We start from the raw sequence: 21,630 nt of genomic DNA on the forward strand, positions 1-21,630 counted from the left end.
GATTGGGGTGCTATTAGGATCATTGCGGTCAATGGCGATCTTCTCAAACCTTTCGATACGCGGGGTCTGATTTTATTTTCTTTATTTGTTCTTAGTAAGCTGTAAATAAACCGCTTAATCTTGATGGCACTTAAGGTGCCTTTTTTCTGGTTGTTATTCCTCTCTGTGAACATTTTCGAAATGCAGGTAGGCATGCATGTACCATTTATTTGAATACTCAATGAGAGTGAATCATTTTCTAGTAAATTTTTAACTGTGGGTGCAGTCGTATAAATTTCTTTGGCAATAAAAAAATATAAGGTGATTATAGTAAGATTGAGCTGCAGGGTTGCGAGGGAAGGGGTTTAGGTGCTTGTTTATCAAGTTTTCCCTGAAAGATAACTCAACAATTTACTTGGTAGAGCTTTTGTCTGCGTAGCGTTTGTTTGTTGGTTTAGAGTTCCTGGCGGTACTTATTTAAAAGATGAAGCTTTGGTGTAAGCTAAAAACCTCTCTAAATAGAGAATTTAGTATCAGTTTGAGTGTTACACTTTTTGTAAGGTTCAAATAAATATTTGTACTTGTGTGTTTGGTTTTAAATTTAGGGGAGCTCTAAATAGTAAGAAACTTGACCAAGTTTGAAAGACATTAATTTGCATTGAAAGTTAATTTCCAGATCTTTAATAAAGATAAAAGGTAAGATTCTGTGAGTAGTCCAGTTAAAAACTCCAAAATAAGATCCCAGTTCAATATTTCAGTCTGCCACTTGATTGCACAGCAAATGAAAGCAGCACCTCATCGCATAGCGATTATTGATGGGGAGGTCAGAGTGAGCTACGAGTGCCTGCTGCAGCGGGCCGGCGCGATTGCGGCGGAGCTTGAGCGCCGGGATATTCAACCCGGCGCCTTGGTAGGGGTATGCATGAAGCGCTCCTGGGAGCTTGTGGCAGCTTTAATTGGCGTAATGCGAGCAGGGTGTGCCTATGTACCTTTGGACCCAGCTTACCCTCAAGATCGTGTGGGTTACATGCTGGAACATTCAGGTGCTGTTGCAGCTATCGTGGATAGTGATAGCTCTGCGGACCTATGTCGCGAAGCAGGCACGTTAATCTGGCTCAACAGAGTGAGTGCTCAAGGCAAAGAATTTTCAGCTGATTCTGCGGGACCATCAGCCAGTGACTTGGCCTATGTGATCTATACCTCTGGCTCTACCGGCAAACCAAAAGGTGTTGCAGTTGAGCATCGGTGTATTGTGGCCATGTGCCACTCTATGGATGAATTGTTCAGTGAGGAAGAACTCCGGGGGGTCTTTGCAGGGGCCTCAGTCTGTTTCGATACTTCTGTAATGGAAATCTTCGGTACCTTGTCACTTGGGGGCACAGTAATACTGGGTAAGAATATTCTGGAATTACCAAACCATCCGGCAGCAGATCAAGTCAGAACTTGCGTATCTGTCGCCTCCGCAATGCAGACATTATTAGCTTCCGAGAAGTTGCCAGCTGGACTTCAGTGTCTTGTATTTGGTGGAGAGGCATTAAAGCGGTCTCTGGTTGATCAAGTATACACCTTGAGGCCAGGGCTGCGGTTGTTTAACGCCTATGGTCCTACCGAAGATACCGTGTACTCGACCATTGCCGAAATTAAGCCTGGCACTAAGTCGATCACAATTGGAAAATCAGTACCAGGCTCCCGTGCCTATATTTTAAATGAGTCCATGCAACCCGTTTCTTCAGGAGAAGCCGGTGAGTTGTATCTTGCAGGAGGTAAGCTGGCAAGAGGTTATTTATATGACGAAGCCCTCACTAAAGAGCGTTTCATCAAAATAGAATCTAGTGACCTCATCCAAGATAGCCGCTTATATAAAACTGGGGACCTGTGTCAGTGGGTGGAAAATGGAGAGATCGAATTTCTTGGCCGAATCGACCAGCAGGTTAAGGTCAGGGGGTTCCGCATTGAGCTTGGGGAGATAGAGTCGACGCTTGAGACTATGCCGGGTATTGATGCTGCTGCAGCGGCCGCTATAGATGGTGGTATTGGCCAGAAAATGCTCGCGGTCTATATTGTTAACCAGGATAAAACGGTAACAGATACAGCCGTTAAAGAGTTCCTGGCACAGCGACTTCCAAAATATATGGTCCCGCAAATTGTGAGGCACCTAGAGGTATTACCTATGCTCCCCAACGATAAGCTCGATCGCAAAAAGCTTATGGAGCTAGAGGAGGGCTATGCTGGTTTGGAATTAAGTGTTGATGCAGTGAGTAATTCCAGAGACTTGATGCAGCGCCTGATTGGTTCCAGCTCAGAGCAGCAAACCATCTTATTATCGATTATTCAAAGAGAGGTGGCCGTTCTCCTGAATTTTCCTGATCCGAAAGAAGTATCTCCAGAACAGCCTTTCTCTGGTCTCGGCCTCGATTCCCTCACAACTCTGGAATTGGCCAGACGTTTGAGCAACAACTTGGGTCGCTCGGTTGCTTCCCAAGCGATTATTAATTACGCCACTCCTAATGCCCTAGCGAACTACATCCTCGGCACTTTGAGTGATGGCGAAGCCAAGGGTTCGGATGAAAAAGTGAACCGCACTGCATCGGATTCACTTGCCAGCTTCCAATCGCATATCCAGTCCAGCCATCCTACATTCCAGGCTGCAAAAGCGCCGTCCTGGTCTGCACTGGATAAGAGCAAGCTGGTGCAGGAAGTCATGTATATGGTGAACGACCAGCGAAGAAATCCCTATAGCAAAGTCTTACGAACAGGTAGTGCCACTCATGGCACAGTGAGTGATGTTTATAACGATGAAGAACAGGAAGCAATAATCTGGACCACCAATCTATATCTTGGCCTGAACCGAGATAAGAAAGTTATGCAGGAGGCCGCTTCCGCAGTAGCGAAATTTGGTACTGGTATGGGGACCTCTGCGGCAGCATCAGGCCTTACAGATCTTCACCTGGAGTTCGAGACTGAGTTTGCACAGCTGGTCGGAAAGCCGAGCGCTTGCCTGTTCCCAACAGGTTATACCGCTAATGTTGGAGTGGTTGCAGGGCTTCTTGGTAAAGACGATGTAGTGGTTATCGACCAGCTTTGTCATGCATCTATTGTGGATGGTGCTCGTCTTTGTGGTGCCACGATTAGGACCTTTAAACATAATGATGTGGCCGACCTGGAGTCTGTGCTTGAGTCGGAGGTATCCCCATACCGAACGGTCCTGGTTGTTCTGGAGGGCGTATACAGCATGGGAGAGGGCGCCGCACCGGTAGCCAAAATTGTCCGCGCGGCCAAGAAATATGACGCGCTTGTCTTGGTAGATGAGGCACATTCTTTCGGTTTTTATGGTGAAGGTGGAGCGGGCATTTGTGCCGCTCAGGGAGTTACCGATCAAGTAGACTTTGTTATGACAACGCTCAGTAAGGCACTTGGTAGCCTCGGTGGCGTTATTGCGGCGAAGGAAGAATATGTAGATCTTTTGAGATCATCATCCAGAGCTTACATTTTCCAGGCTTCGATCAGTCCTGCAGATATTGCCGCGGCATTGACTGCTTTGCGCAGGCTCAGCACTGATGATGGTTTACGGGAGCGGCTCTGGGATACGACACGCTATATGCGGCAGCGCTTTGAACAAGCTGGCTATGATTTGGGAACAGGGGATGGGCCTATTGTCACGCCGCACTTTAGTAACAAAGACAAGCTGTTTGCGATAGTACAGGAATTATATAAACGTGGTGTTCAGACATCAGCGGTTACCTATCCCATAGTGGAGAGTGGGCGTGGTCGACTCCGACTTATTTGCTCGGCAGCTCACACGAAAGAGGATGTCGATAAAACTGTTGAAGCTTTGATTGAGGCGGAGCGGGAAGTTGATAGCTCATTGGTGGCTAGTAAAGAGCAATCGATGGATTCAAACTCTGCACAGTCTGAAGTAGAAGCTTGGGCTCATAGTTTTTCCAGCTATCTTAAACGATCACTGGCCAAGCGCTCTGGTCCAACGCCAAACTTGTCTTTATCCATTCGTGTTTCTGACCAGTCAGAGCCAGTAAGGATTTTGTATTACGACGGCAATATCACTTTGAGCGATCATGAAATTTCCGGTCTGCCCACGTGTTCAATACTTCTTAAAAGCAGCGGGGCTGTTTCCGCCTTGCACTGCTCCGATGTACAAAGTCTGCTTAAGAGTATCTGCGAAGGAGGCTGTGTGTTAAATGGCCAAGTGGAAGCGTTTATTTGGTTCATCGCGCGCATGGTTGATCTGCGGCGAGGCTCTAAAGAGTCGGCGCGCAGCGAGTTGCGCCGCGAGCAAGCCGTTTGCTAGTTGAGGTGAAGAAATAACTTAGCGCTAAAAAGGCTCTAGATGTTTGGCCCCTAGGCAAATGCTGCGGGGCCTCTATCCAAATTAAGATAGCAGCGGGGAGGCTCAGATAAGAGTATCTACAGAAGCAGAGGAGTTACAGGGTTTCTACAGTTGTGCTTCTACTCTGTAGAGCTGCGCTCCTTGCAGACTTTACTATTTTGCTTATCTATCAGCAGAGTTGTCGAAGGTTTTGATTGATTTCGACTGTCCAGCTTTCAGAAACCCCTGCGTGTTCAGCAAAGCCTTGCCACTGCTTCACGGCTGCTGCTACCTCTTCAATAATATCCATGGGCCGTTTAATACTGATTGCTCTTCCCACGGCAAGCAAATCCTCAAGTTGGAAGTGGTCGCGTTTGCCGTTGATACTCATCTGGTGCTGGCTGGTCCAGGCGCCGCCCGGATTGTGGGCATAGGTTACATCGAATGCCGGCGATAGAGACCATTCGCCTTTGGGGTTCATCAGGAACGCAATATTCTTTGTATGATCATCCTGGTTTCTGGCTAAAACATTGAATACCATTCGGCGATATTGCTGAATCGCCTCATTCTTGGGCAGGTAAAGTTCACGCATAACGCTAAAGGCTTGTTCGTATGAATGGGCACCAGCCATGTTGAAATCCAGGTGCGCGATGCCGCAGAGAGACTGCATATGTAGTTTCTTGCCATTCACCCGATCGAAGCGCCGCGTCATAAAGTGCGCTCTGCCATTTTCTTGCAAGAGCTGGCAGTCTGCCATGTTAATACCGGCTTCGATGGCCATCAGATGATAAGCATATTCAATGCGTCCATACCCATCGGTTGTACCGAGCTCAAGGTCTCCGGCACCATCGAATTTAAGTAGCCAATAATCGTAATCACGGGATGTAGGAACTTGGCCTGAACGTATATCTCCTTTGTTATTGATGGCAATAACTGCTTTTGCTCTGGCGCCCCCAGCGCTAGTGCCCACTCTTAATATGTCCAGCAGGGCACCGGATTTCTCCGCATCGCTGTTGCCAAGTTGGGCGTTAAGGTCCGTCTGCTTATGAGTGATTGTTGCTGCTAGTTTTACCAGTTCTTCAATATTGAGATCGACGGAATCCCTAAAACTACCATCTACTGCAGGCTGAAATTCCAGTGCGCCCATTCCACGGGTACCGGTATAGCAAAGTCGTTCAATAGGGTTAAAGCTTTCCGGAGTTCTCCCCTGCCGGGCGAGCCAGGCATCAATAACGGCATTACCGAATTTGTCCGGCAGGCAGTCTGCAAGGAGCCCCGGTAAGCCCTTAAAGGTGTCCCGACTGAGAGTGCGGAACGTATAGGGCTCCTTTGAAGCTTCGATAGGCATAGTAATTGGAGCAATATCCAATCCACTCTGCAGAAATTCCGGTGCGTACTCAAAGGCTCCATACCCAGTACTATCCCAGTGGACGGCCCCAACTATCTCTCCCCATAATTGCACCACTGCAGTATTTGTTTGGCTTACCATTCTGGTTTACCTCTCTTTTTAATTTTGCTTGCGCGTGTCTTGGAGGGGCTTTCTGCAGAGGTCTCTTTAAGCGCTTTCTCAGCGTTAGAGGCTCTGGCTCTTTTTCGCTGTTTGCCGTGAAGAGCAAGTTGCATAGGGCTGACTGTTGGGGCCGGGAGAAAAGCTTCCAGTGCGTCCAATCGGCGTAGGACTCTCAGTGCGGCGACCAGGCTGTCTAGCCTGCCGCGACCAGCCTCTAAACCTTTGATGGTGGAGGTGGATAAGCCGGCACGTTCAGCCATATCATCCTGGGTGAGATTCATGCGCAAGCGATACTCTCTAAGCCGGTCGCCCAGTGTCGCAAGTATCTGCTTATCGGATTGTCCATGGAAGTTCATAATAGCTGTTTTTCAATCTCTTATGAGTGGATACCTACTTTAATAGGTGATTTTTTGTCTATTATAGCAAGATTATATGATATGTCATTAATAGGTACATTTATACCTTTTAAGCTTATTATTGCCTTTTACTGGGTAGAAAAGCACCTTTTAGAATAGTGTAGGGAGTCGCTAATTAAACTGTGAAGCGGATACCCCTCCCTCGCGGCAGGGATGAAATGGGTAGGTAGGGATATCCAGTTGGCCGGGAAGAGAGTTGCCGACAATGGTAAAGAGAGGCGAAATCTAATAGCTCACATTGCATTTCTTTGCGTAGAGTTTTCAGTATTGTTTCTAGGTTTTGATAAGTTCTGGATTTCCTTCACTTTTGATCCACCAAGATCCAATGTTCCACTTGAGGGTATGACTGGCAGTGAAGATAGTGGAAGTCCGCTTCTTATCAAAGAACAGTAGGAAGGGCAGTTCTCTGGTTTTGTTACTTGGAATTCCAGTGACAGAGATCTGCGCACCTGTTATCGTGAGCATTATGACAATGAGGAAATTATGTCTACATTTCTCATTATTTAGATTGAATCGAAACTCCTCTATCTGCAGAACATTAGAAGCTGAACTTAGGATTAGTAGGAGGCTAATGGTGAGTTGCTGAGGTGAACTATTGTGCGGCATATTTACACTACGCCGATACTATTACAAAAATGCCATGCTTAGTAAGCCGCTGGCGAACTTGGTAAGCGGTGCATGAACCACATTACTCAACTTGCTTTGGCAGGCTGCCAAGATGCCCACTTCATCAACTTCGGAGGAAGCCCCATTAATCTGCGGCTATGGCAAAGTCACCTCAGGGCCTGTAAGAAAAGCTCTCATTCCAAACGCGGATTTACCCGTAACCACAGCCTAATCTACAACTAGTTCCTTTATTGATTCCGCAAACTATCTGAACAAACCCCTGTTCTGATATCCCTGTTTTTGTTCAAGTGGATATTAAGTCTTTCATAGCCACTACGGGAAATCTGGGCGTATTATATTTTCCAATGGCATAAACTTGGTGATGTATAGTCCGGTGTTGTTAGTGAAAACCGATGCTCTTATGTGTCTGCAAATACGATGTGGCTTCGTTTAACATCACAGCCTGGGTTTAACATTAGCCGATCGATTTTCGAGAGCAGGCTGATGGCTGATACATTACACAAAGGTGCGACATCCGTTCATCTTTTTATTATTCGTAATAAAAAGGTCGATAAAGTTCGCATGCTTTACTGGGAAGATGATGGATTCTGGTTCCTTTATAACTGAAATGAGAATTCGAGGCTTGTCTTTCCTGGTATTTAAAATTACGTAATATAGTTGTCGACTCCGCAGTTACAGTGGCTGTTTCCGGATTGGATTTTACTCAGTACTAAGAACCAAAAATAGTATATTTTTCATGATTTTGTTGATGCCTGTTGAGCCTGGGGAGTGGTTTTCCTTGGTATAACCCACGCATAAATTAACATAGGGAAACACAATGGCTGCCGGTGATACGTTACAGTTCCCGATTGAATAGTTTACATGTGAAGTAAAACTCTCGTATTCAACTATGCAAGCAATTTGAAAAGGCTTACCGTCAGCTATTGTTTCAATTCAAATAGCTGCAGCATTCTCTCTTTGGCCGGTGCTCTGAGTGCACGAAGACCCTGAGGATCTACTGGGGTTGCTATTCTAAAGTGCAGAATTTTTGGGTGAAGGTTCCGTAGAGGAAAATGATGCTGATCCAGTTTTCGCGTTGTTGTTTGAGCAGGAGGACGGACAGCCAAAGACAACCATCTCTTATTGAAAAAAGGCATAAATTATGGCAGCAATAATCCAAACTCATAATGGCCACCTTCACATTCTGTCTCGATTAGAGCCACCCGCAAGTGCCACCAAAATCTTCACTGGGTAAGGGAATAAAGTACTGTCTGAAATATTGGTATGAGTTTTGTGTAATCATCCAATGATGGTCGCTTAGAGATTGGCAGCAATTTGACCGAGCAGGAAATCAAATCCTTTGTTATGGTTCAGAAGAACGTCTTGTTTGCATCTTCGCTCAATGACGCTGAAGCGCTGTGCTCACACTACATTTTGATTTGCACAGCCAAGTTCCACTTTCAGGTATTACGCGGAGGTACTTGAAGTAATTCCTCTCTGCTAATCTGTTGTACTGCTATCTTTTAATATCCAGCTTGGGTGTCTCAAATAGAATCCTTACTCATGACCAGGCAAGATCGCTTACAAAGCTAGACTTCCACAAACGAATAGTATCTTTGAGCGCTTCCATAAAACCATTTCACAAGAATTTTTTCAGCTTTCATTGGATTGTAAGATCTATGAATCCATAGAAGAGCTACAAAAGGAACTGGTCCAATGACTGACATATTATAATAATAGCCGCACAAATCAGGCTAAAAAGTGTTGTGGTAGTATACCGATGACACCCCTTAGAAAGGATAAAAAGACCAGAAAGGAAAATATTCGTAAGCTAAACTTGACCTGATAGAGTACCTTCTGAAAAACTGGTAATTGTCAGGTCAAGTCTGAACTACTACGGCTTAGCCTAGTGCCATGTCTGATCAGACATCATTTATTAATTGAAAATCAGCGAAGGTCTGCTTCTCTTGTTATTGTCTCAACTATCACAATTTTTCGAGGAAACATTTTAAAGTGAAAAAAAATTGTATCACATTCAGATTCGCTAAAATTTTCTTGTGTCAATTGCTGGCATCTGCTTTTTTGTTTTGTCAAGTATCTCACGGCAGAGATTACACTGAGATAAATGTAAAAAATGGTACAGGAGTTCTGTTTCCAGTCTTTGATACTTATATACGCGGCGGAAACTATGCTAGCGACACCTACTACTCGGAACCTGTTCTGATGGCAAAGTGGGCATCATCTGATGAATTTCAAAGAGAAATATATTTAAAATTTAAATTTTCAGAGACTAATTATCCAGTAGAAAAAGCCGAACTGAAGATATATGTTTCTAGTGCAGGAGTCGGGACTGAAAAGTATATTGAACTCTACAAAAGTAACTTCGACAAGCTTGATGAAAATTCAAGCTGGGATAATCTAGGCAGAGAAGCCTCCTATTTTCGTAATAGATTACATGTAGATAAAGCAAAGAAGTGGTACTCCTTTGATGTGACCGAAGAAATAAATTGGCAAATTGAAAATACCAAAACAAACGAGGTCGTTCTTAGGCTTAAGCTAAATGAAATTAGTGGATCTACTGCGAACCATTGGGTGCATATAGCTTCACTGGAAGCTGGAACGAGTGAATTTAAACCTAAACTTAATATCAAGCTAGGTGATAATAATGTAATTCATGAATTAGTTACCCGCGATCAATCCAGTCTGAAGTTTAAAGAGGATTTAATTGTACAGGACTTTTCATATGCCGGATATAAGCGGGGTTTAAATATTCCCACAAGAGTCGTGAAAGATCTAGACTCCGATGTTCTTAATGTAAATGACTATCGTGGCATTGGCGATGAGCAGGACGATACAATAGCCATTCAAAAAGCGATTGATCATGCAATTATTCTAGCGCGTACTACGGGTCAACAGCATTATGTCTATCTTCCCGCCAAGAGTAACAGTGAACCATATCAAGTGAGTCTTAAAGAGGCTCAAAAGTATTTTAAAAATGCGAGACATTTTTGGAATGAAAATGTAGTGACTAAAGACCCAGCCTGGATAAGTCACTATGAAAACTCCGGAGTAATATCTTTAAATCAAGTGATTTGGATATGGGGTGATGACATTGTATTAAAAGGAGATGGGGTAAATAAAACTAAGATTTTGGGCACTCAATCAGCTATTGGTAACCTAGAAGAAGACTACTCCATGAGAAGGAGAAGTATAATTGGTGTAAAGCCAAAAAATGGAAATCAATACTGGGCAAGCCTTAATCAACAGTTAGGTGAAGAAAGGATAATAGTCGATACTAGACCGATTCCACTAGCAAAAAGTGTTTTTGGAGTTAAAAACACAATCGAACTAGAAGGAACTTACAATCCAGATGATGGTTCCCTGAATTATAATGGAAACTCCTTGAAAAGGGGTGACTTTATCGTTGTTAGATCTTTTGCAACACGGGATTTCATAAACTCACATGCAGCTGCCTCTTGGTGGAGATTTTGGGGGGCAGATGAAAATGGAGACTACACACAATATCGGGCAAAAATAGAGTTGACACCACAAAGGTCATACGAATATCACTATTGGGTTCAAGGTGTCGGCTTTTTAAGGCGTATAGAAAACATACAGGGAAACTCCGTAACACTAGACAGTCCTATCCGCTATTCATTAGCTGTAAGTTCTGGTGCGATTGCATATAAAGCTAAGGCCCATATTAAAAATATTGGAATTGAGGACCTATCAATTAGTAATATGCCATTACAAGACGATCAGGGGGTCAGTTATGTTTATCAAAAAAGTGAAGGATTTAAAAATGATGATTACAATACTAAGGGTAATCCAGCTTATTATGTTCACAATTCAAGCTTGATTAATTTAAATTATTTAATTGATGGATGGGTAAAATCAGTCAGTACATTTGACCCCGTGCTCGACGGAGAATCATTTAATTATCTTTCTAATGGGATAGTTATTAATAGTTCTAAAAACATAACTATTAAAGATGTGAAAATAAATAATTCTCAATATCTAGGAGAGGGTGGAAATGGCTATGCTTTCACTTTAATGAATGCTAATGATTGCTTGCTGAGTAATGTAGAGGCTAAAAATTATCGACATGGTTTTAGCATCTCAAAAAGTTTTAGTTCAGGCAATGTTATATATAACAGTAAATTCGGAGCAGTTGCTAGCGGAAGTTATTATAGGGATGGCTCTGAGATGCATGATTTCCAGTTGGGCAATGATTTTCATATGTGGTTTAGCCAGTCCAATTTGGTGGACTCTGTAAGTTTAACAAATGATTTTCTAATTTCGATAGCACGTTCTGCATCTGGAGGACCTGGCCGCGAAGCTGGAAGAACTTCTGTGCAATCAATCTTTTGGAATATTGAAGGCAAACAGTATAGGCAGGATACTTTTTGGTTTAATAAGGCGAGTAAAGATCCTTATCAAATGCGTTGGCAAAATTCACCTTGGATCGTGCTTTCAGATTCTTTAAATGGTTTGGGCGCGATTGTAGGAACAAGGGGAGAAGGAAACGTTGGCCGGTATAATAGTGAGAAATATTTCGGGAGTCACGAAGTTAAAGACCTTATTCTCATGGAGAATAGGGCAGATGAATTAGCGATAGATTCTTTATACCAATTTCAGCTTGAACGAAGACGTCACAATAATTAAAAAGCCTAGATTCAACTTGCAACTTCAATAAATCCAAGGAGCCTCTGGTAACTTTGCCTTTGGCTCTGAAGAATCTTCCATACAGTAAGAAAAGACTATATTTCAATTAAACGTTAAGGTTTTACTTGCTTTTGATCGGGCTGAGTATCGCCCGGTCTGTGGTGGAATTTTTAGTAATCATTGAAACAATTTCCTATGTATTGTGTTTTGGTCTTCGGGCTTGGAGGACTACCATTCTCTAAGTTCACGAATTTATATTAATTTATTTGTTTTCAATCTTGGCCGATAAGCTAGAATAAATATCGGCTGGGATTGTCTCTAATGAGAAAACTCTAGTTAGGATCCATCAATGGCCATTTGTACCGAACTTGACACACAACACTGATGAAAATCCGATTTCGAAATTTTAATCGTGGAGAGGATCAGTATCCCTGGATTAAAAATATATCCGGTGAGCTGATACGGAAGCCGAAATATTTAGTAGCTTGGGAGTTTTTGCAGTTCTTACTTGCCGTACTAGGGAGCGCTATGGTGTATTTTTATGCGGCCTCGTGGGAGCATTGGGTGCTCATTGGCATACCTGCTAGTTATTTGGCGGCCGCTTTATTACTGGCTTTTGATAATCCTTTGTATAGAGCTGTATCACTTCTCTCTGTGCTGGCTAGTATAGTGTTTTTACTATATCTGGGTTCTCAGGAAGGGAATACCACCCTCTTATTAATTCCTGGGGGCTTTCTGGCTTGTTGGTGCAGCAGTATGTATTTGGGACGCAATGCAAAATCCTATTATGCTTGGTGTAAAGCGAAACGTTTATGATTTTGGTTTAGGGGAGAGACTAGTTATCCATTAGCCAAGTTCCTTGGCATAAATGTATCACCCAGAGAGTAATCGAAGGTTGGATTTGGAGTACTGAAATGTATGAGATGCTAGTAGGTTTGGATGTCAGTAATGATGATGTCTACCAAGTATATCGTAACGCTATGAGGCCTATATTGAAGTCTTATGGTGGTTCGTTTGGCTATGATTTTAGGGTGTCAGAGGTGTTGAAGTCTGAGAGTAATTTTAAAATAAATCGTGTGTTTACAATCAGGTTTCCATCTGAGCAGATAATGAATGACTTTTTCTCCAGTCCTAAATATACGGCTGTAAAGAAAAAGTATTTTGAGTTGTCGGTTCTTAGTACAACGATTATAGCTGGCTATGAAAAGCATACTTAGTGGAGTGCGAAGTGTGGGGTGCATTGTTAATTCCTGCCAGGGTTCAGATTTTTGGCCCCCAGCTTTTCTGGGCTTCTTTTACATTTTCAGTTTATATTCCCTGTATGTCAGCCGATAAATTTTTAGGGTCTGGGCCCACTTTATGATCCAATGTCATTAGTGATGCGGGGCTATATTCGTTAGCAATTTTCCACTTGGTATCCTTGTGCTATTTGTGTTGCATAGACAAATGGTACTTGAGGATTTTGGTTTGTGCTTCTGAGATTTACCTGATCATAAATTTTATCAAAATCCACATGGCAGGCTTTAGGGGGAGAAGGGGTTCAATAGAAAAAAGTGTGAGCCTCTTCTAGTTGCCCTAATAAAAATCATTAAGGATGTTGACATTCGAAGGTAAGCAAGTAATCTCGAAAAAGGTTACATTTGTCAATTCTGACATGTTGTGGCTATACCTAGCTCTTCACAAAAGCTACTGGTTTGGTGATTGGTCAGGGCAATATTATTTGGTACTGGTGTTCAGGTTCTTGTGGCAGAACCCATATGAAAGGAATGGGCTCTTGTGGAGCGGGAAACTATTGGCCTCGGCATTTAATACATAAGGTGGCCGCACTATCTGGAATTTTTCCCTTATAGATTTAAAGGACTATATATGTATATCGAAAGTGATTTCAAAAAAGAGATCGAGGGGCTTTTGAATCCGGCCGATCGTACCGCGCAACATATCGAAGCTTGCTGGCAGGTTTACAATAATGCTGCCACCACTAAGGATGGAAAGATCGTCGCTGGTAGTATTGAAAATTTGCATGAGGCATTAAAGGTTTTTGGGCCAACCAATTCAAGAGATAACGGCTCGGTGTTGAGAACAAAAACCTGGTCAATTATTTTGAATGACGCATGGATATTGGGAGCCGTACACGCCAAAGCTGAGGTGGAACTGGTTTCCCGGCCGACTTCCTCGACTATTGCTAATAAAGACTTTAAGAGTGGTGATCCTCTGGATCGTATTTTTAGGGTGACCGGTAGAGAGCTAATCGGACTAAAAAGTTTTGGTTATTCTGTGGTTCAGGGGCCCCTGATCTACAAGAGCCACACTGCTAAGGTTATTAATATGATGAGCTGTATAGATCATCGCTTGGCTGAAAGTGCCACCTTCAGCAAGTACAAAGAGACGATTATACGTCAGGCGGGGGTTATGGCTTATAAAGGTATTACAGCCATTAATAGCTTTCTGGATGCTTAGAGCGTTTTTAGGGAGGCTGATGTTTAACTATTAGCTTCCCGGCTTTATATTTTTCTACCGTTCCGCTGTTAAAAATAGAGTTGTATTCTTTCTCTTATATCTGCACTAATAGCGCTGTAAAAATTGCTTTCCTTGCGGCCAGTTTGTTGGGTTGGGCAGGTAGTCTTGATTGCCGATTATATTTTTTATTGCTTCTTGATGAGGTTTAGCTTGTGAGTTTTGTTTTTCGTGAGGGGGCCAGTGGCAAAGAAAAAGTTTATACCCTGGTATCCATGACGATAGTGCTTTTATTGATGGGTTCTGCCAGCGTTGGTAGATACCAGTTCTATGAGAATCCAGGCTATGGTGGTGTAATTGTTGGGCTTTTGGCTGCGATTTGGGTTCTACCTGCTCTCCTGGATAAGCACCCCTCAAACAAGATAATCCGCTCGAATATTGTTATTCGGGGTATTTACTGGGTTCTGTGGTATTTAATTTCTTATGGGCTGACTTGGGGAACGGTGTATTATGCTATCCCCGCATACTATACAAATACGTTTGGCGAAGAGGCTAGCTTTGAGCAGGTTGTTACCCGTAAAGGGGTGAGGACAGGTCGCTTGGGGCATACTTGCTATAGTATTGATTATGGTCAGCCTTACTCTACATGTGTAAATCAACGTTTTTTTGACTCGGTTGAGGCGGGAGATACTATAAGGCTTAATGTGTTAGAAAGTCACTCTGGTTACTTTGTGCGCTCTGTCCAAAAGTTGAACTCTAAAAATGCTTCAGGAGAACTGATTGGAATATTGCAATTTTAAAGTGGTTTATTGCCTGGGTGTGCAGGGGCAGTGTAAGGCATCAGGGGTTTGAGAATGTTGGTTCTTTAATTTCTCTATTTAATCCCTCTTATCTCTATATCTTGAGATCTGCCCCAGAATCAATCATTAATACCAGCGGTTGCGCCTATGGAGTCGCTTTAGGTAGTCCCGCTCGCGATAATAGAGATCATCGTCATAGCAAATAAAATCACAGAATCTCTTGTCGCTAACACAGTCGGCTGGAATCTCCCGGTTATTTTTAAGGCACCGATAGTAAACATGCTTGCAGGTTCGCAGGCATCTTTTGCGGGCCTCCTGCTCATTGAGACTCCTCGCCAAGGAGAGTGAGGAGGCTCCTAAAAACACTAGGAGCATGCATATTACCAGCGTCAATTTTCCAGTTGCCATACTGATTGTCGCATCTGTGAATGTCTCACCGGGAAACAGTAATGTTGACCGTGATGAAAAGCAAACTATACCTGTGTGGAAGGTGTTTTAGAGTAATAATTACCCATTCTGCTTGAGGTTACTGATTACCTGATCAATCTCTACTTGGTTTTCACTGATCAGTCTATCGGCGAGAATTTTTAGTTTATCGATTGATTTGTAGTCAAATGGATCGACATATGGGTCGATAATTTCCACGTTTAAATAGTTATAACTGATTCTTCCTTTAGGACTTAGAGAGCTTGCAATCTCCAGAGTATATAGTTGTTGGTCATCCATGGACCTTTGCACACCGGATATAAGATCTTGAAGCCAGTTAATTTTCCCCCAACTTTTTAGGTTCCTGTAATTGGTCTCCATTGTGGCCAATGGTGATGTGCCGGATCCGAGAATCAACACATAGTAGTTTTTCCCCGGAAATTCTTTAATGATATCGCGTAATATAATACTGGTGGGGTTGTTTGCGTATATAGCGGCATCAGCGTAATAGCGGTGACGAATATCCCGCCCAGTAGTTATAAAATCGACAGGAGGGTATAGGGTCTCTGCGCTAGCTGCGGCGGTGACCAGTTGATACAGTGTGTCCGTTGGCAGTTTGTTAACCGTTTCGCCACGGTTTTTGAACAGATGTAACTGGCCTGTATGTATATTGAAAGAAGGTATAATGATGTAATTTTTTAGATCAGTGAAATTTATTTCATCGGTATAGTGTTTCTCGATGGTGTTGCGTAGGCGCTCTCCGCTAAAGCGAGGCGAGAAAAAACCATTCCCGCTCATTAATTTGTGATACCAGGGTGATGAAAATAGGTATCTGCTTTCATTTTTATAAATATCGATTACTTTCTCAGTTTTAGTTCTTGAGTCTATTTTTTCTGGGATACCTTCTTGATTTGGTATCTGGGTGACATTGAGCCCTGTGGCAATGATGGCGCCAGTTGATACTCCGCTAAAAACATCAAATAGTTCATCAATAGGCTTGCCAGTCTGTTGTTCTATAAATTGGATAACATAGAGTGGTATTAATCCACGTATACCCCCTCCGTCTATAATCAGAATTTTAATAGTATCTTTGTCTTTGAGAGAGTCATTGCTATTAATAAACTCGTCTGTAACCGGGTAAGCGTTAAATTTAATGCTCTGGGTTAAGCGATAATTGTAGAAATACAATAGCCCCACAAAAGCAATGATAACAACGACCAGGATGGTCGATATGTGGCTGGTTTTCATGGGGCGACCTGTGCTCTTTAATCCATATCATAGAGAGTGCAGGTGGTAGGATTAGTTTTATTATTTTGAGTGATTTATGGAACGCTTCTTAGCTGCATATTTATTGTATTTTCTCAACCCTTGCTGTTAGATATTTTCTTCTATGGGAAGAAATATATCTGTAATGATTTTACTCTCAGGTACTTCGGGAAAAAAATTTATCCGCTCAAAAAAGATCGGGAAATCACGAACTGCAAAAGTTGAATGATCCAACCAATGAAAGTATAGATGCTGAACAGCCGCTCCAATGGTATCGTCACTGCCTAAGTGCCTTATGACTGCGCATTTCCCTGCCGGAATTACTTTGTTGACTATATTCCTTTCACTGGCATCAATGGGGTATTGCACGGTACAGCAGACATCAAATCTGTATTGATCAGGGGGCGTGGTTACTGGGTCATCATAAACCAGGTTGAAAGTTCTGCTATTACGTGGTGAAAGCCCTTGAGCCTTCCGCCATTGGATAAACTGTTTGATAGTAGCACCCAGGTGGTGGGCTGGGCCTCTATGTTCCATGGCGGCGAGTTGAGTCTTGGGGAATTCAATAATGGTTACTTCGTATTTCGCTGTATTTCTCATAAAGTGACTCCTAAGTGCTGTAACTGGTTCATAGTGCTTATGCCAAACTTCCCAGTCTGGAGCGCGGCGAAATTCTGAGGGGCTCTTGCCAAAGAGTTTCTTAAAGGCTCGTGCAAAGGCCTCGTGGCTGTCGTAGCCACTCTCCAGGGCGATATCCACCACCTTTTTGTCTCTATAGGTGAGTTGATAGGCCGCCCTTTTTAATCTCAATCGCCTGATTAGGGCTATTACCGGCATTCCAAAAAAGGCGGAGCATTGCCGGTGAAAATGATATTTAGACAAGTTGGTGTATTGGCAGAGTTTGTCGATATCGAGTTCGGAGTTGAGGTTTTCCTCAATATAGTGCAGTACCTGCACAAACCTATCCCTATACTCTGCCATAGCTGTCACCTCTTCTAATGAAAGTATTCTAGGACTTGTGTGTGTCTGGCACTTGACCAAAATTGCTGGATATCGCCTCAGAAGGGACTGTTAGGTTTGGGTGCGGGGAGTGGACGCGATGGCGGGGGCATAGGCCCCCAAATTTGCTACTAGGGGCTAACAGGGGGTAGAAGACCCTTTGAAGGTGTTCACCATAACCTTTGCTTCTTTGAGGCGTAATAAGTAGTCTTTTAGAGATTTAACCCCCGCCTTAACGCCAAGGGAAATCAGTTTCATCATGAGGGAAAATGCAAGTTCTGATTTCAGGTGGGGAGTAAATGCCAGGAAGGCTTTGAAAATGGAGCAGTGGATTCTTTTGAGCAGGTCTTGAATATCTTTGTTGCCGGTGGATATCTTCTCGGCTTTTTTCTCAAAGGCTTTGAGTTCATCCAGGTACTCGATAAACAGGCGGTAGTTAAAGACAACGGTTCTGTGTTCTTTGTAGCCGGCTATGATGCTGCTCAGCGCATCATTGATCTTCCTGAGGGCAATATAATCTGTTCTGGAGAGATTCTCATAGGAATTAGAGAGATACGAGATCGTATCTCTCCGCAGCTGACAAAACTCGAACAGGTGTTGGTCGTGCTTTCTTATCTCATGAAGCCGGTATAACTGAATTGCAATGAAGAGAAGAGCGATCGCGAGCAATATGGAGAGCACTACTCAAACTCCTTTTCATTAACTGGCTTTTTTGGGGCCACTTTTCTGGTGGGCGGAGAATAGGAAAAAGCATTATCCATCAGCTTGAGGAACCTATCCCGATACTCCTTATTATCTGCCGCTAGTCGATCAATTTCAACTTGACGATCTTTCAATCGCCCACTGTACATCCAGAACAATAAATAGTGTGCAAAGATGAAAAAAATGACAAACAAGCCATTTTTTAGGCCCATTTCCTGTACGAAGTGGAGTATATCTTTGAGGGTATCGGTCATGCAGTCCCTTAAAGCCAATTTCATTGAATCTTGCGCATTTTTAACTATTGAGACGGTTGAAGCAAATTACTTCGCTGGAGATGGGAAGTGGTAAGAACTTTTTTTGTGCCTTTTGTAGAGATTTTGTGGGCCTGTTTTTTGTTATTTAGGTGTAGCCAGCCAGATGGCATGGTTTTTTGTATGGGAGAGAAGGGCGCGTTGGTACAAAAGTTCCAGAGAGGACTTGTCGCTTTCAGGTTTCCCGCCCTGAATTGAGGGCGGGAAGGTAGAGAGCTATTGCGCTTCAGTCTGGCCGGCTTCCGGCAGCTTTGCAGGTGCTTCAGTCGGCTGTTTGCTGGGGTTTTTGATTACGCCTTTTTGCAGAATTAAAGTGTTTGGGTAAGTAATTAATTCTTCGCCGCGCCTGATGAGAACATGGAATAGTGTGATCTCCTCAATAGTGCCGGAGATATCATCGTCTTTATCCATCACCCGAATCTGGTCGCCAACCCGGTAGGGAAAGCCAAAGAAAATAATCAGGCTGGCGGTAATATTACTCAGTATCGACCACTGAGCAAAAAGTGCTACGCCAATTACTGCGAACACGGAGGAGAGAAAAATGGAAACCTGGGTGTATTCAAAACCCAGGGCACTGATCAGCAGCACCAGATGGAATACCAAGACGGCAATACTGATAGTCTTGGAGATATATTTGAGGCGATAGGGCTTCACCGCCCTGGCCTGCCCGAACCGGTTGATAGCGGAGGAGCTAAGCCTCATGCAGATAAAATAGGAGGCCACGATCAGTGCCGCTATAGCCAAATTCATTTTTTGTCTCGTCTCCGTACTGTGTTCACTCGGGTGGGGGCTGTTGCCTTTTTAGGGCAGGCCTTGTCATCGATCATTACCCGCCTGTTGCGCGGATCATAATTCCAGGCAGCTATGCTGCCAAGCGGCCACTTGGAGGGAGATTGTGGTCCATTGCCTGGTTTTACCCAAGAGTGCACTGGGTTCACAACATATTCGAATAGCTCGTAGAAGGTATTTACACCTTGCGGGTCCCTGCTACAGGGTACCCGTTTTAGTGTGTGCTGTGCTTTTGTAGCCTTGCTATGGGCCTGTAGCGAGCACGGCTGGCGGCTCGCTGGTCAGCCATCGTTCTTGCCGGAATTGGCGAACTCCCCCTAAACTGTATGTACATACAGTATCGAGTGAAATCCTATGAAACTAGCGACTCTCTACAGTCACGGTGTGGCCGCGGGCTTTCCATCCCCGGCGGATGACCACAAAGAGAAAAGCCTCAGCCTCGATCAGCATTTGATCACTCATCCGGCGGCCACGTTTATGGCTCGTGCCAATGGCGATTCCATGCAGGGCTTGGGGATCTTCGACCGCGACCTTTTGATTGTTGACCGCTCACTAACGCCAGTACACGGCGATGTGGTGGTTGTGGCTTTGGATGGTCAACTTACCTGCAAAGTACTGGATCGCCACCATGGGCGGTTGCTGTCGGCCAACGATCGTTACCCGCCGATACCGGTTTGGGAAGGACAGGAACTGATTGTTGAAGGGGTGGTTAAAGCCTCTATTCGTTATCACCGTCCTCTCTGAATGCTGGCACTGGTGGATTGCAACAGCTGCTATGCCAGCTGTGAACAGATATTCCGGCCCGACTTAAGGGGGAGGCCGGTGGTGGTGCTCTCTAATAATGATGGTTTTGTGGTGGCGCGCTCAAAAGAGGCCAAGGCGCTGGGGATTGGCGATTTGCAGCCCTTCTTTAAGATTGAACATCTGTTGCGGCGGCACAATGTGGCCATCTTCTCCAGCAACTATCCACTGTACGGCGATATTTCCCACCGGGTTATGGAGACCCTGAAGGGCTTTAGCCCAGAGGTGGAGGTGTACAGTATCGATGAGATGTTTCTGAATCTGTATGGTTTACAGGAGGAGTGGTTGGATTACGGCCAGCGGATTCGCACAACTCTGTGGCGCGATGTACGTATGCCGGTGGGTGTGGGGATTGCTCCGAGTAAGACTCTGGCCAAGCTCGCCAATCGGGCAGCGAAAAAAATTGCCAAGTGCAACGGGGTTTGTGCCCTGGATACTCCACAGAAATGGCAATGGCTGCAGAAACGCATGGCGGTCGATAAAGTCTGGGGAGTCGGCAGGCGTCTTGCCAAGCGATTGGGGCGCTTGGGTATAGAGACCGCCTATGACCTGGCCCAGGCCAATCCTAAAATCTTGCGCCGACACACCAATATCAATATTGAACGAACCATTGAGGAATTAAATGGGGTGTCATGCCTGAATCTGGAGGAGCAGCCGCCGGCAAAAAAACAGATTTATTGCACGCGCTCTTTTGGCGAGAAATTGAGTGAACTACAGCCCATTCTGCAGGCAGTTAGTCTCTATGCCAGCCGGGCGGCAGAAAAGCTGCGCGGGCAGGAGTGCTTGGTGGCTTCGATACATGTCTTTCTGCACACCTCGCCCCACGAGCCCCACTATTACAGTCGCAGTACGCTGGTACAGTGCCCCTATGCCACTAATGACACCCGCTTGATTGCGAGCCTGGCCAAGGGGGCCATAACCGAGCTTTACCGCCCTGGTCATCGTTTTATGAAAGCCGGTGTGGGCCTGGTGGAGCTGGTGCCCAGCTCCCTGGGGCAAGGGGATATGTTTACCGCCGGCCAGCCGGCCCGTGCTGCGGAGATGATGCAGGCCCTCGATAGAGTCAACCAACGCTTTGGCCGCGGCACTCTTTTTCTAGGGGCTGAGGGGGTGCATAAGCACTGGAAGATGCGTCAAGCTTATCGCTCACCCGCCTACACCACACGCTGGGAGGCCCTGCCATTAGTACATGTTTAAGAAGGTGTGTTTTTAATAAGGGTCTCGCTGGCCCTGCTTTGGAATATCGAGATTTAGCGCTCCGCAGCTGCTGCAGTTTTTGAAGAGAATTGGAATATTGTCCAGCTGAGTATTGCAAAAGAAACAGTGGCCGCTCTTTAAGGTCTTGTGGCCTGCGAATTGCTTCACCGCCATCATGGGGAGGCCAATGGTTGGTTTTAAAGTTTTGATCAGCTTTGCGCTAATTCTGCTATCGGGAAAAGCGCGGAGGATTTCCTGTATTGAAATAAGCGCTGAATCCTCGATATTCCAGAGTTGGCCGCAATGATCACAATAAAGTTGCATCGGGTGGTTAGGATTGGTTACCGATCGATAAATCTAGTCTAGCTATAAGCCGTGAGCGAGG

Annotated in this window: 15 protein-coding genes and 1 pseudogene; 9 read left to right on the forward strand and 7 right to left on the reverse strand. The window is 44.4% G+C overall.

What is annotated here, in order from left to right; all coding sequences use genetic code 11:
• Positions 1 to 760 precede the first annotated feature (760 nt).
• On the forward strand, positions 761 to 4,285 hold the full coding sequence (locus ACJJIV_RS18415) for an amino acid adenylation domain-containing protein (RefSeq protein ID WP_444889883.1): 3,525 nt from the start codon (positions 761 to 763) through the stop codon (positions 4,283 to 4,285).
• Positions 4,286 to 4,493: 208 nt separating this feature from the next.
• On the opposite strand, the gene ACJJIV_RS18420 is transcribed toward ACJJIV_RS18415, so the two are convergent.
• Positions 4,494 to 5,792 carry a type II toxin-antitoxin system HipA family toxin gene (locus ACJJIV_RS18420; protein WP_444889884.1) on the reverse strand — a complete coding sequence of 433 codons (1,299 nt, stop codon included), beginning with the start codon at positions 5,790 to 5,792 and terminating at the stop codon, positions 4,494 to 4,496.
• A complete protein-coding gene (locus tag ACJJIV_RS18425) occupies positions 5,786 to 6,169 on the reverse strand; it encodes a helix-turn-helix transcriptional regulator (RefSeq protein WP_444886643.1) in 384 nt (127 codons plus the stop codon). Before ACJJIV_RS18425 ends, ACJJIV_RS18420 begins: the two co-directional genes overlap by 7 nt.
• A 1,170-nt stretch (positions 6,170 to 7,339) precedes the next feature.
• Between ACJJIV_RS18425 and tnpB the strand changes: the two genes are divergently transcribed.
• From tnpB to ACJJIV_RS18455, 6 genes and pseudogenes are all read left to right on the forward strand, one after another.
• Complete coding sequence (gene tnpB / locus ACJJIV_RS18430; RefSeq protein WP_444889885.1) at positions 7,340 to 7,462, forward strand: IS66 family insertion sequence element accessory protein TnpB; 123 nt, start codon at positions 7,340 to 7,342, stop codon at positions 7,460 to 7,462.
• 690 nt (positions 7,463 to 8,152) lie between these two features.
• Positions 8,153 to 8,320: pseudogene (locus ACJJIV_RS18435) on the forward strand (hypothetical protein); the annotation flags it as partial.
• Positions 8,321 to 8,848: 528 nt separating this feature from the next.
• Positions 8,849 to 11,500, forward strand: coding sequence for a CBM96 family carbohydrate-binding protein (locus ACJJIV_RS18440; RefSeq protein WP_444889886.1), 2,652 nt, complete (start codon positions 8,849 to 8,851; stop codon positions 11,498 to 11,500).
• A 914-nt stretch (positions 11,501 to 12,414) separates the two neighbouring features.
• Positions 12,415 to 12,717: a DUF1330 domain-containing protein gene (locus ACJJIV_RS18445; protein WP_444889887.1), complete on the forward strand. Its 303-nt coding sequence runs from the start codon at positions 12,415 to 12,417 to the stop codon at positions 12,715 to 12,717.
• A 649-nt stretch (positions 12,718 to 13,366) separates the two neighbouring features.
• The gene (locus tag ACJJIV_RS18450; RefSeq protein ID WP_252082271.1) at positions 13,367 to 13,957 is read left to right on the forward strand and encodes a hypothetical protein; all 591 of its coding nucleotides are present in this window, start codon (positions 13,367 to 13,369) and stop codon (positions 13,955 to 13,957) included.
• A gap of 212 nt (positions 13,958 to 14,169) precedes the next feature.
• A complete protein-coding gene (locus ACJJIV_RS18455) occupies positions 14,170 to 14,754 on the forward strand; it encodes a hypothetical protein (RefSeq protein ID WP_444886638.1) in 585 nt (194 codons plus the stop codon).
• Between the two features lie 507 nt (positions 14,755 to 15,261).
• Here ACJJIV_RS18455 and ACJJIV_RS18460 read toward each other — a convergent pair.
• From ACJJIV_RS18460 to ACJJIV_RS18480, 5 genes are all read right to left on the reverse strand, one after another.
• Positions 15,262 to 16,428, reverse strand: coding sequence for a patatin-like phospholipase family protein (locus tag ACJJIV_RS18460; RefSeq protein WP_444884347.1), 1,167 nt, complete (start codon positions 16,426 to 16,428; stop codon positions 15,262 to 15,264).
• A 126-nt stretch (positions 16,429 to 16,554) separates the two neighbouring features.
• Positions 16,555 to 17,427, reverse strand: a complete 873-nt coding sequence (locus tag ACJJIV_RS18465) for an AraC family transcriptional regulator (protein ID WP_252082266.1) — start codon at positions 17,425 to 17,427, stop codon at positions 16,555 to 16,557.
• Positions 17,428 to 17,583: 156 nt separating this feature from the next.
• Positions 17,584 to 18,126 (reverse strand): hypothetical protein, encoded by a 543-nt coding sequence (locus tag ACJJIV_RS18470; protein ID WP_252082265.1) that lies wholly within the window; start codon positions 18,124 to 18,126, stop codon positions 17,584 to 17,586.
• On the reverse strand, positions 18,126 to 18,401 hold the full coding sequence (locus ACJJIV_RS18475) for a hypothetical protein (RefSeq protein WP_252082264.1): 276 nt from the start codon (positions 18,399 to 18,401) through the stop codon (positions 18,126 to 18,128). Before ACJJIV_RS18475 ends, ACJJIV_RS18470 begins: the two co-directional genes overlap by 1 nt.
• A 273-nt stretch (positions 18,402 to 18,674) precedes the next feature.
• Positions 18,675 to 19,208 carry a mechanosensitive ion channel family protein gene (locus ACJJIV_RS18480; RefSeq protein WP_444889888.1) on the reverse strand — a complete coding sequence of 178 codons (534 nt, stop codon included), beginning with the start codon at positions 19,206 to 19,208 and terminating at the stop codon, positions 18,675 to 18,677.
• Positions 19,209 to 19,601: 393 nt separating this feature from the next.
• Here ACJJIV_RS18480 and ACJJIV_RS18485 point away from each other — a divergent pair, with 393 nt between their 5' ends.
• Together ACJJIV_RS18485 and ACJJIV_RS18490 are read left to right on the forward strand one after the other, a co-directional pair.
• Positions 19,602 to 19,991, forward strand: coding sequence for a LexA family protein (locus ACJJIV_RS18485; RefSeq protein WP_444889889.1), 390 nt, complete (start codon positions 19,602 to 19,604; stop codon positions 19,989 to 19,991).
• A complete protein-coding gene (locus ACJJIV_RS18490; RefSeq protein WP_444889890.1) occupies positions 19,992 to 21,245 on the forward strand; it encodes a Y-family DNA polymerase in 1,254 nt (417 codons plus the stop codon).
• Positions 21,246 to 21,630: the final 385 nt, after the last annotated feature.

This window comes from Microbulbifer mixtoriginis (SeqCode), from assembly GCF_052466765.1.

Coding starts and splice junctions, on each gene's coding strand:
- ACJJIV_RS18415 (WP_444889883.1), top strand. CDS start 761: ATGAAAGCAGCACCTCATCGCATAGCGATTATTGATGGGGAGGTCAGA.
- ACJJIV_RS18420 (WP_444889884.1), bottom strand. CDS start 5,792: ATGGTAAGCCAAACAAATACTGCAGTGGTGCAATTATGGGGAGAGATA.
- ACJJIV_RS18425 (WP_444886643.1), bottom strand. CDS start 6,169: ATGAACTTCCATGGACAATCCGATAAGCAGATACTTGCGACACTGGGC.
- tnpB (WP_444889885.1), top strand. CDS start 7,340: ATGGCTGATACATTACACAAAGGTGCGACATCCGTTCATCTTTTTATT.
- ACJJIV_RS18445 (WP_444889887.1), top strand. CDS start 12,415: ATGTATGAGATGCTAGTAGGTTTGGATGTCAGTAATGATGATGTCTAC.
- ACJJIV_RS18450 (WP_252082271.1), top strand. CDS start 13,367: ATGTATATCGAAAGTGATTTCAAAAAAGAGATCGAGGGGCTTTTGAAT.
- ACJJIV_RS18460 (WP_444884347.1), bottom strand. CDS start 16,428: ATGAAAACCAGCCACATATCGACCATCCTGGTCGTTGTTATCATTGCT.
- ACJJIV_RS18465 (WP_252082266.1), bottom strand. CDS start 17,427: ATGGCAGAGTATAGGGATAGGTTTGTGCAGGTACTGCACTATATTGAG.
- ACJJIV_RS18475 (WP_252082264.1), bottom strand. CDS start 18,401: ATGACCGATACCCTCAAAGATATACTCCACTTCGTACAGGAAATGGGC.
- ACJJIV_RS18480 (WP_444889888.1), bottom strand. CDS start 19,208: ATGAATTTGGCTATAGCGGCACTGATCGTGGCCTCCTATTTTATCTGC.
- ACJJIV_RS18485 (WP_444889889.1), top strand. CDS start 19,602: ATGAAACTAGCGACTCTCTACAGTCACGGTGTGGCCGCGGGCTTTCCA.
- ACJJIV_RS18490 (WP_444889890.1), top strand. CDS start 19,992: ATGCTGGCACTGGTGGATTGCAACAGCTGCTATGCCAGCTGTGAACAG.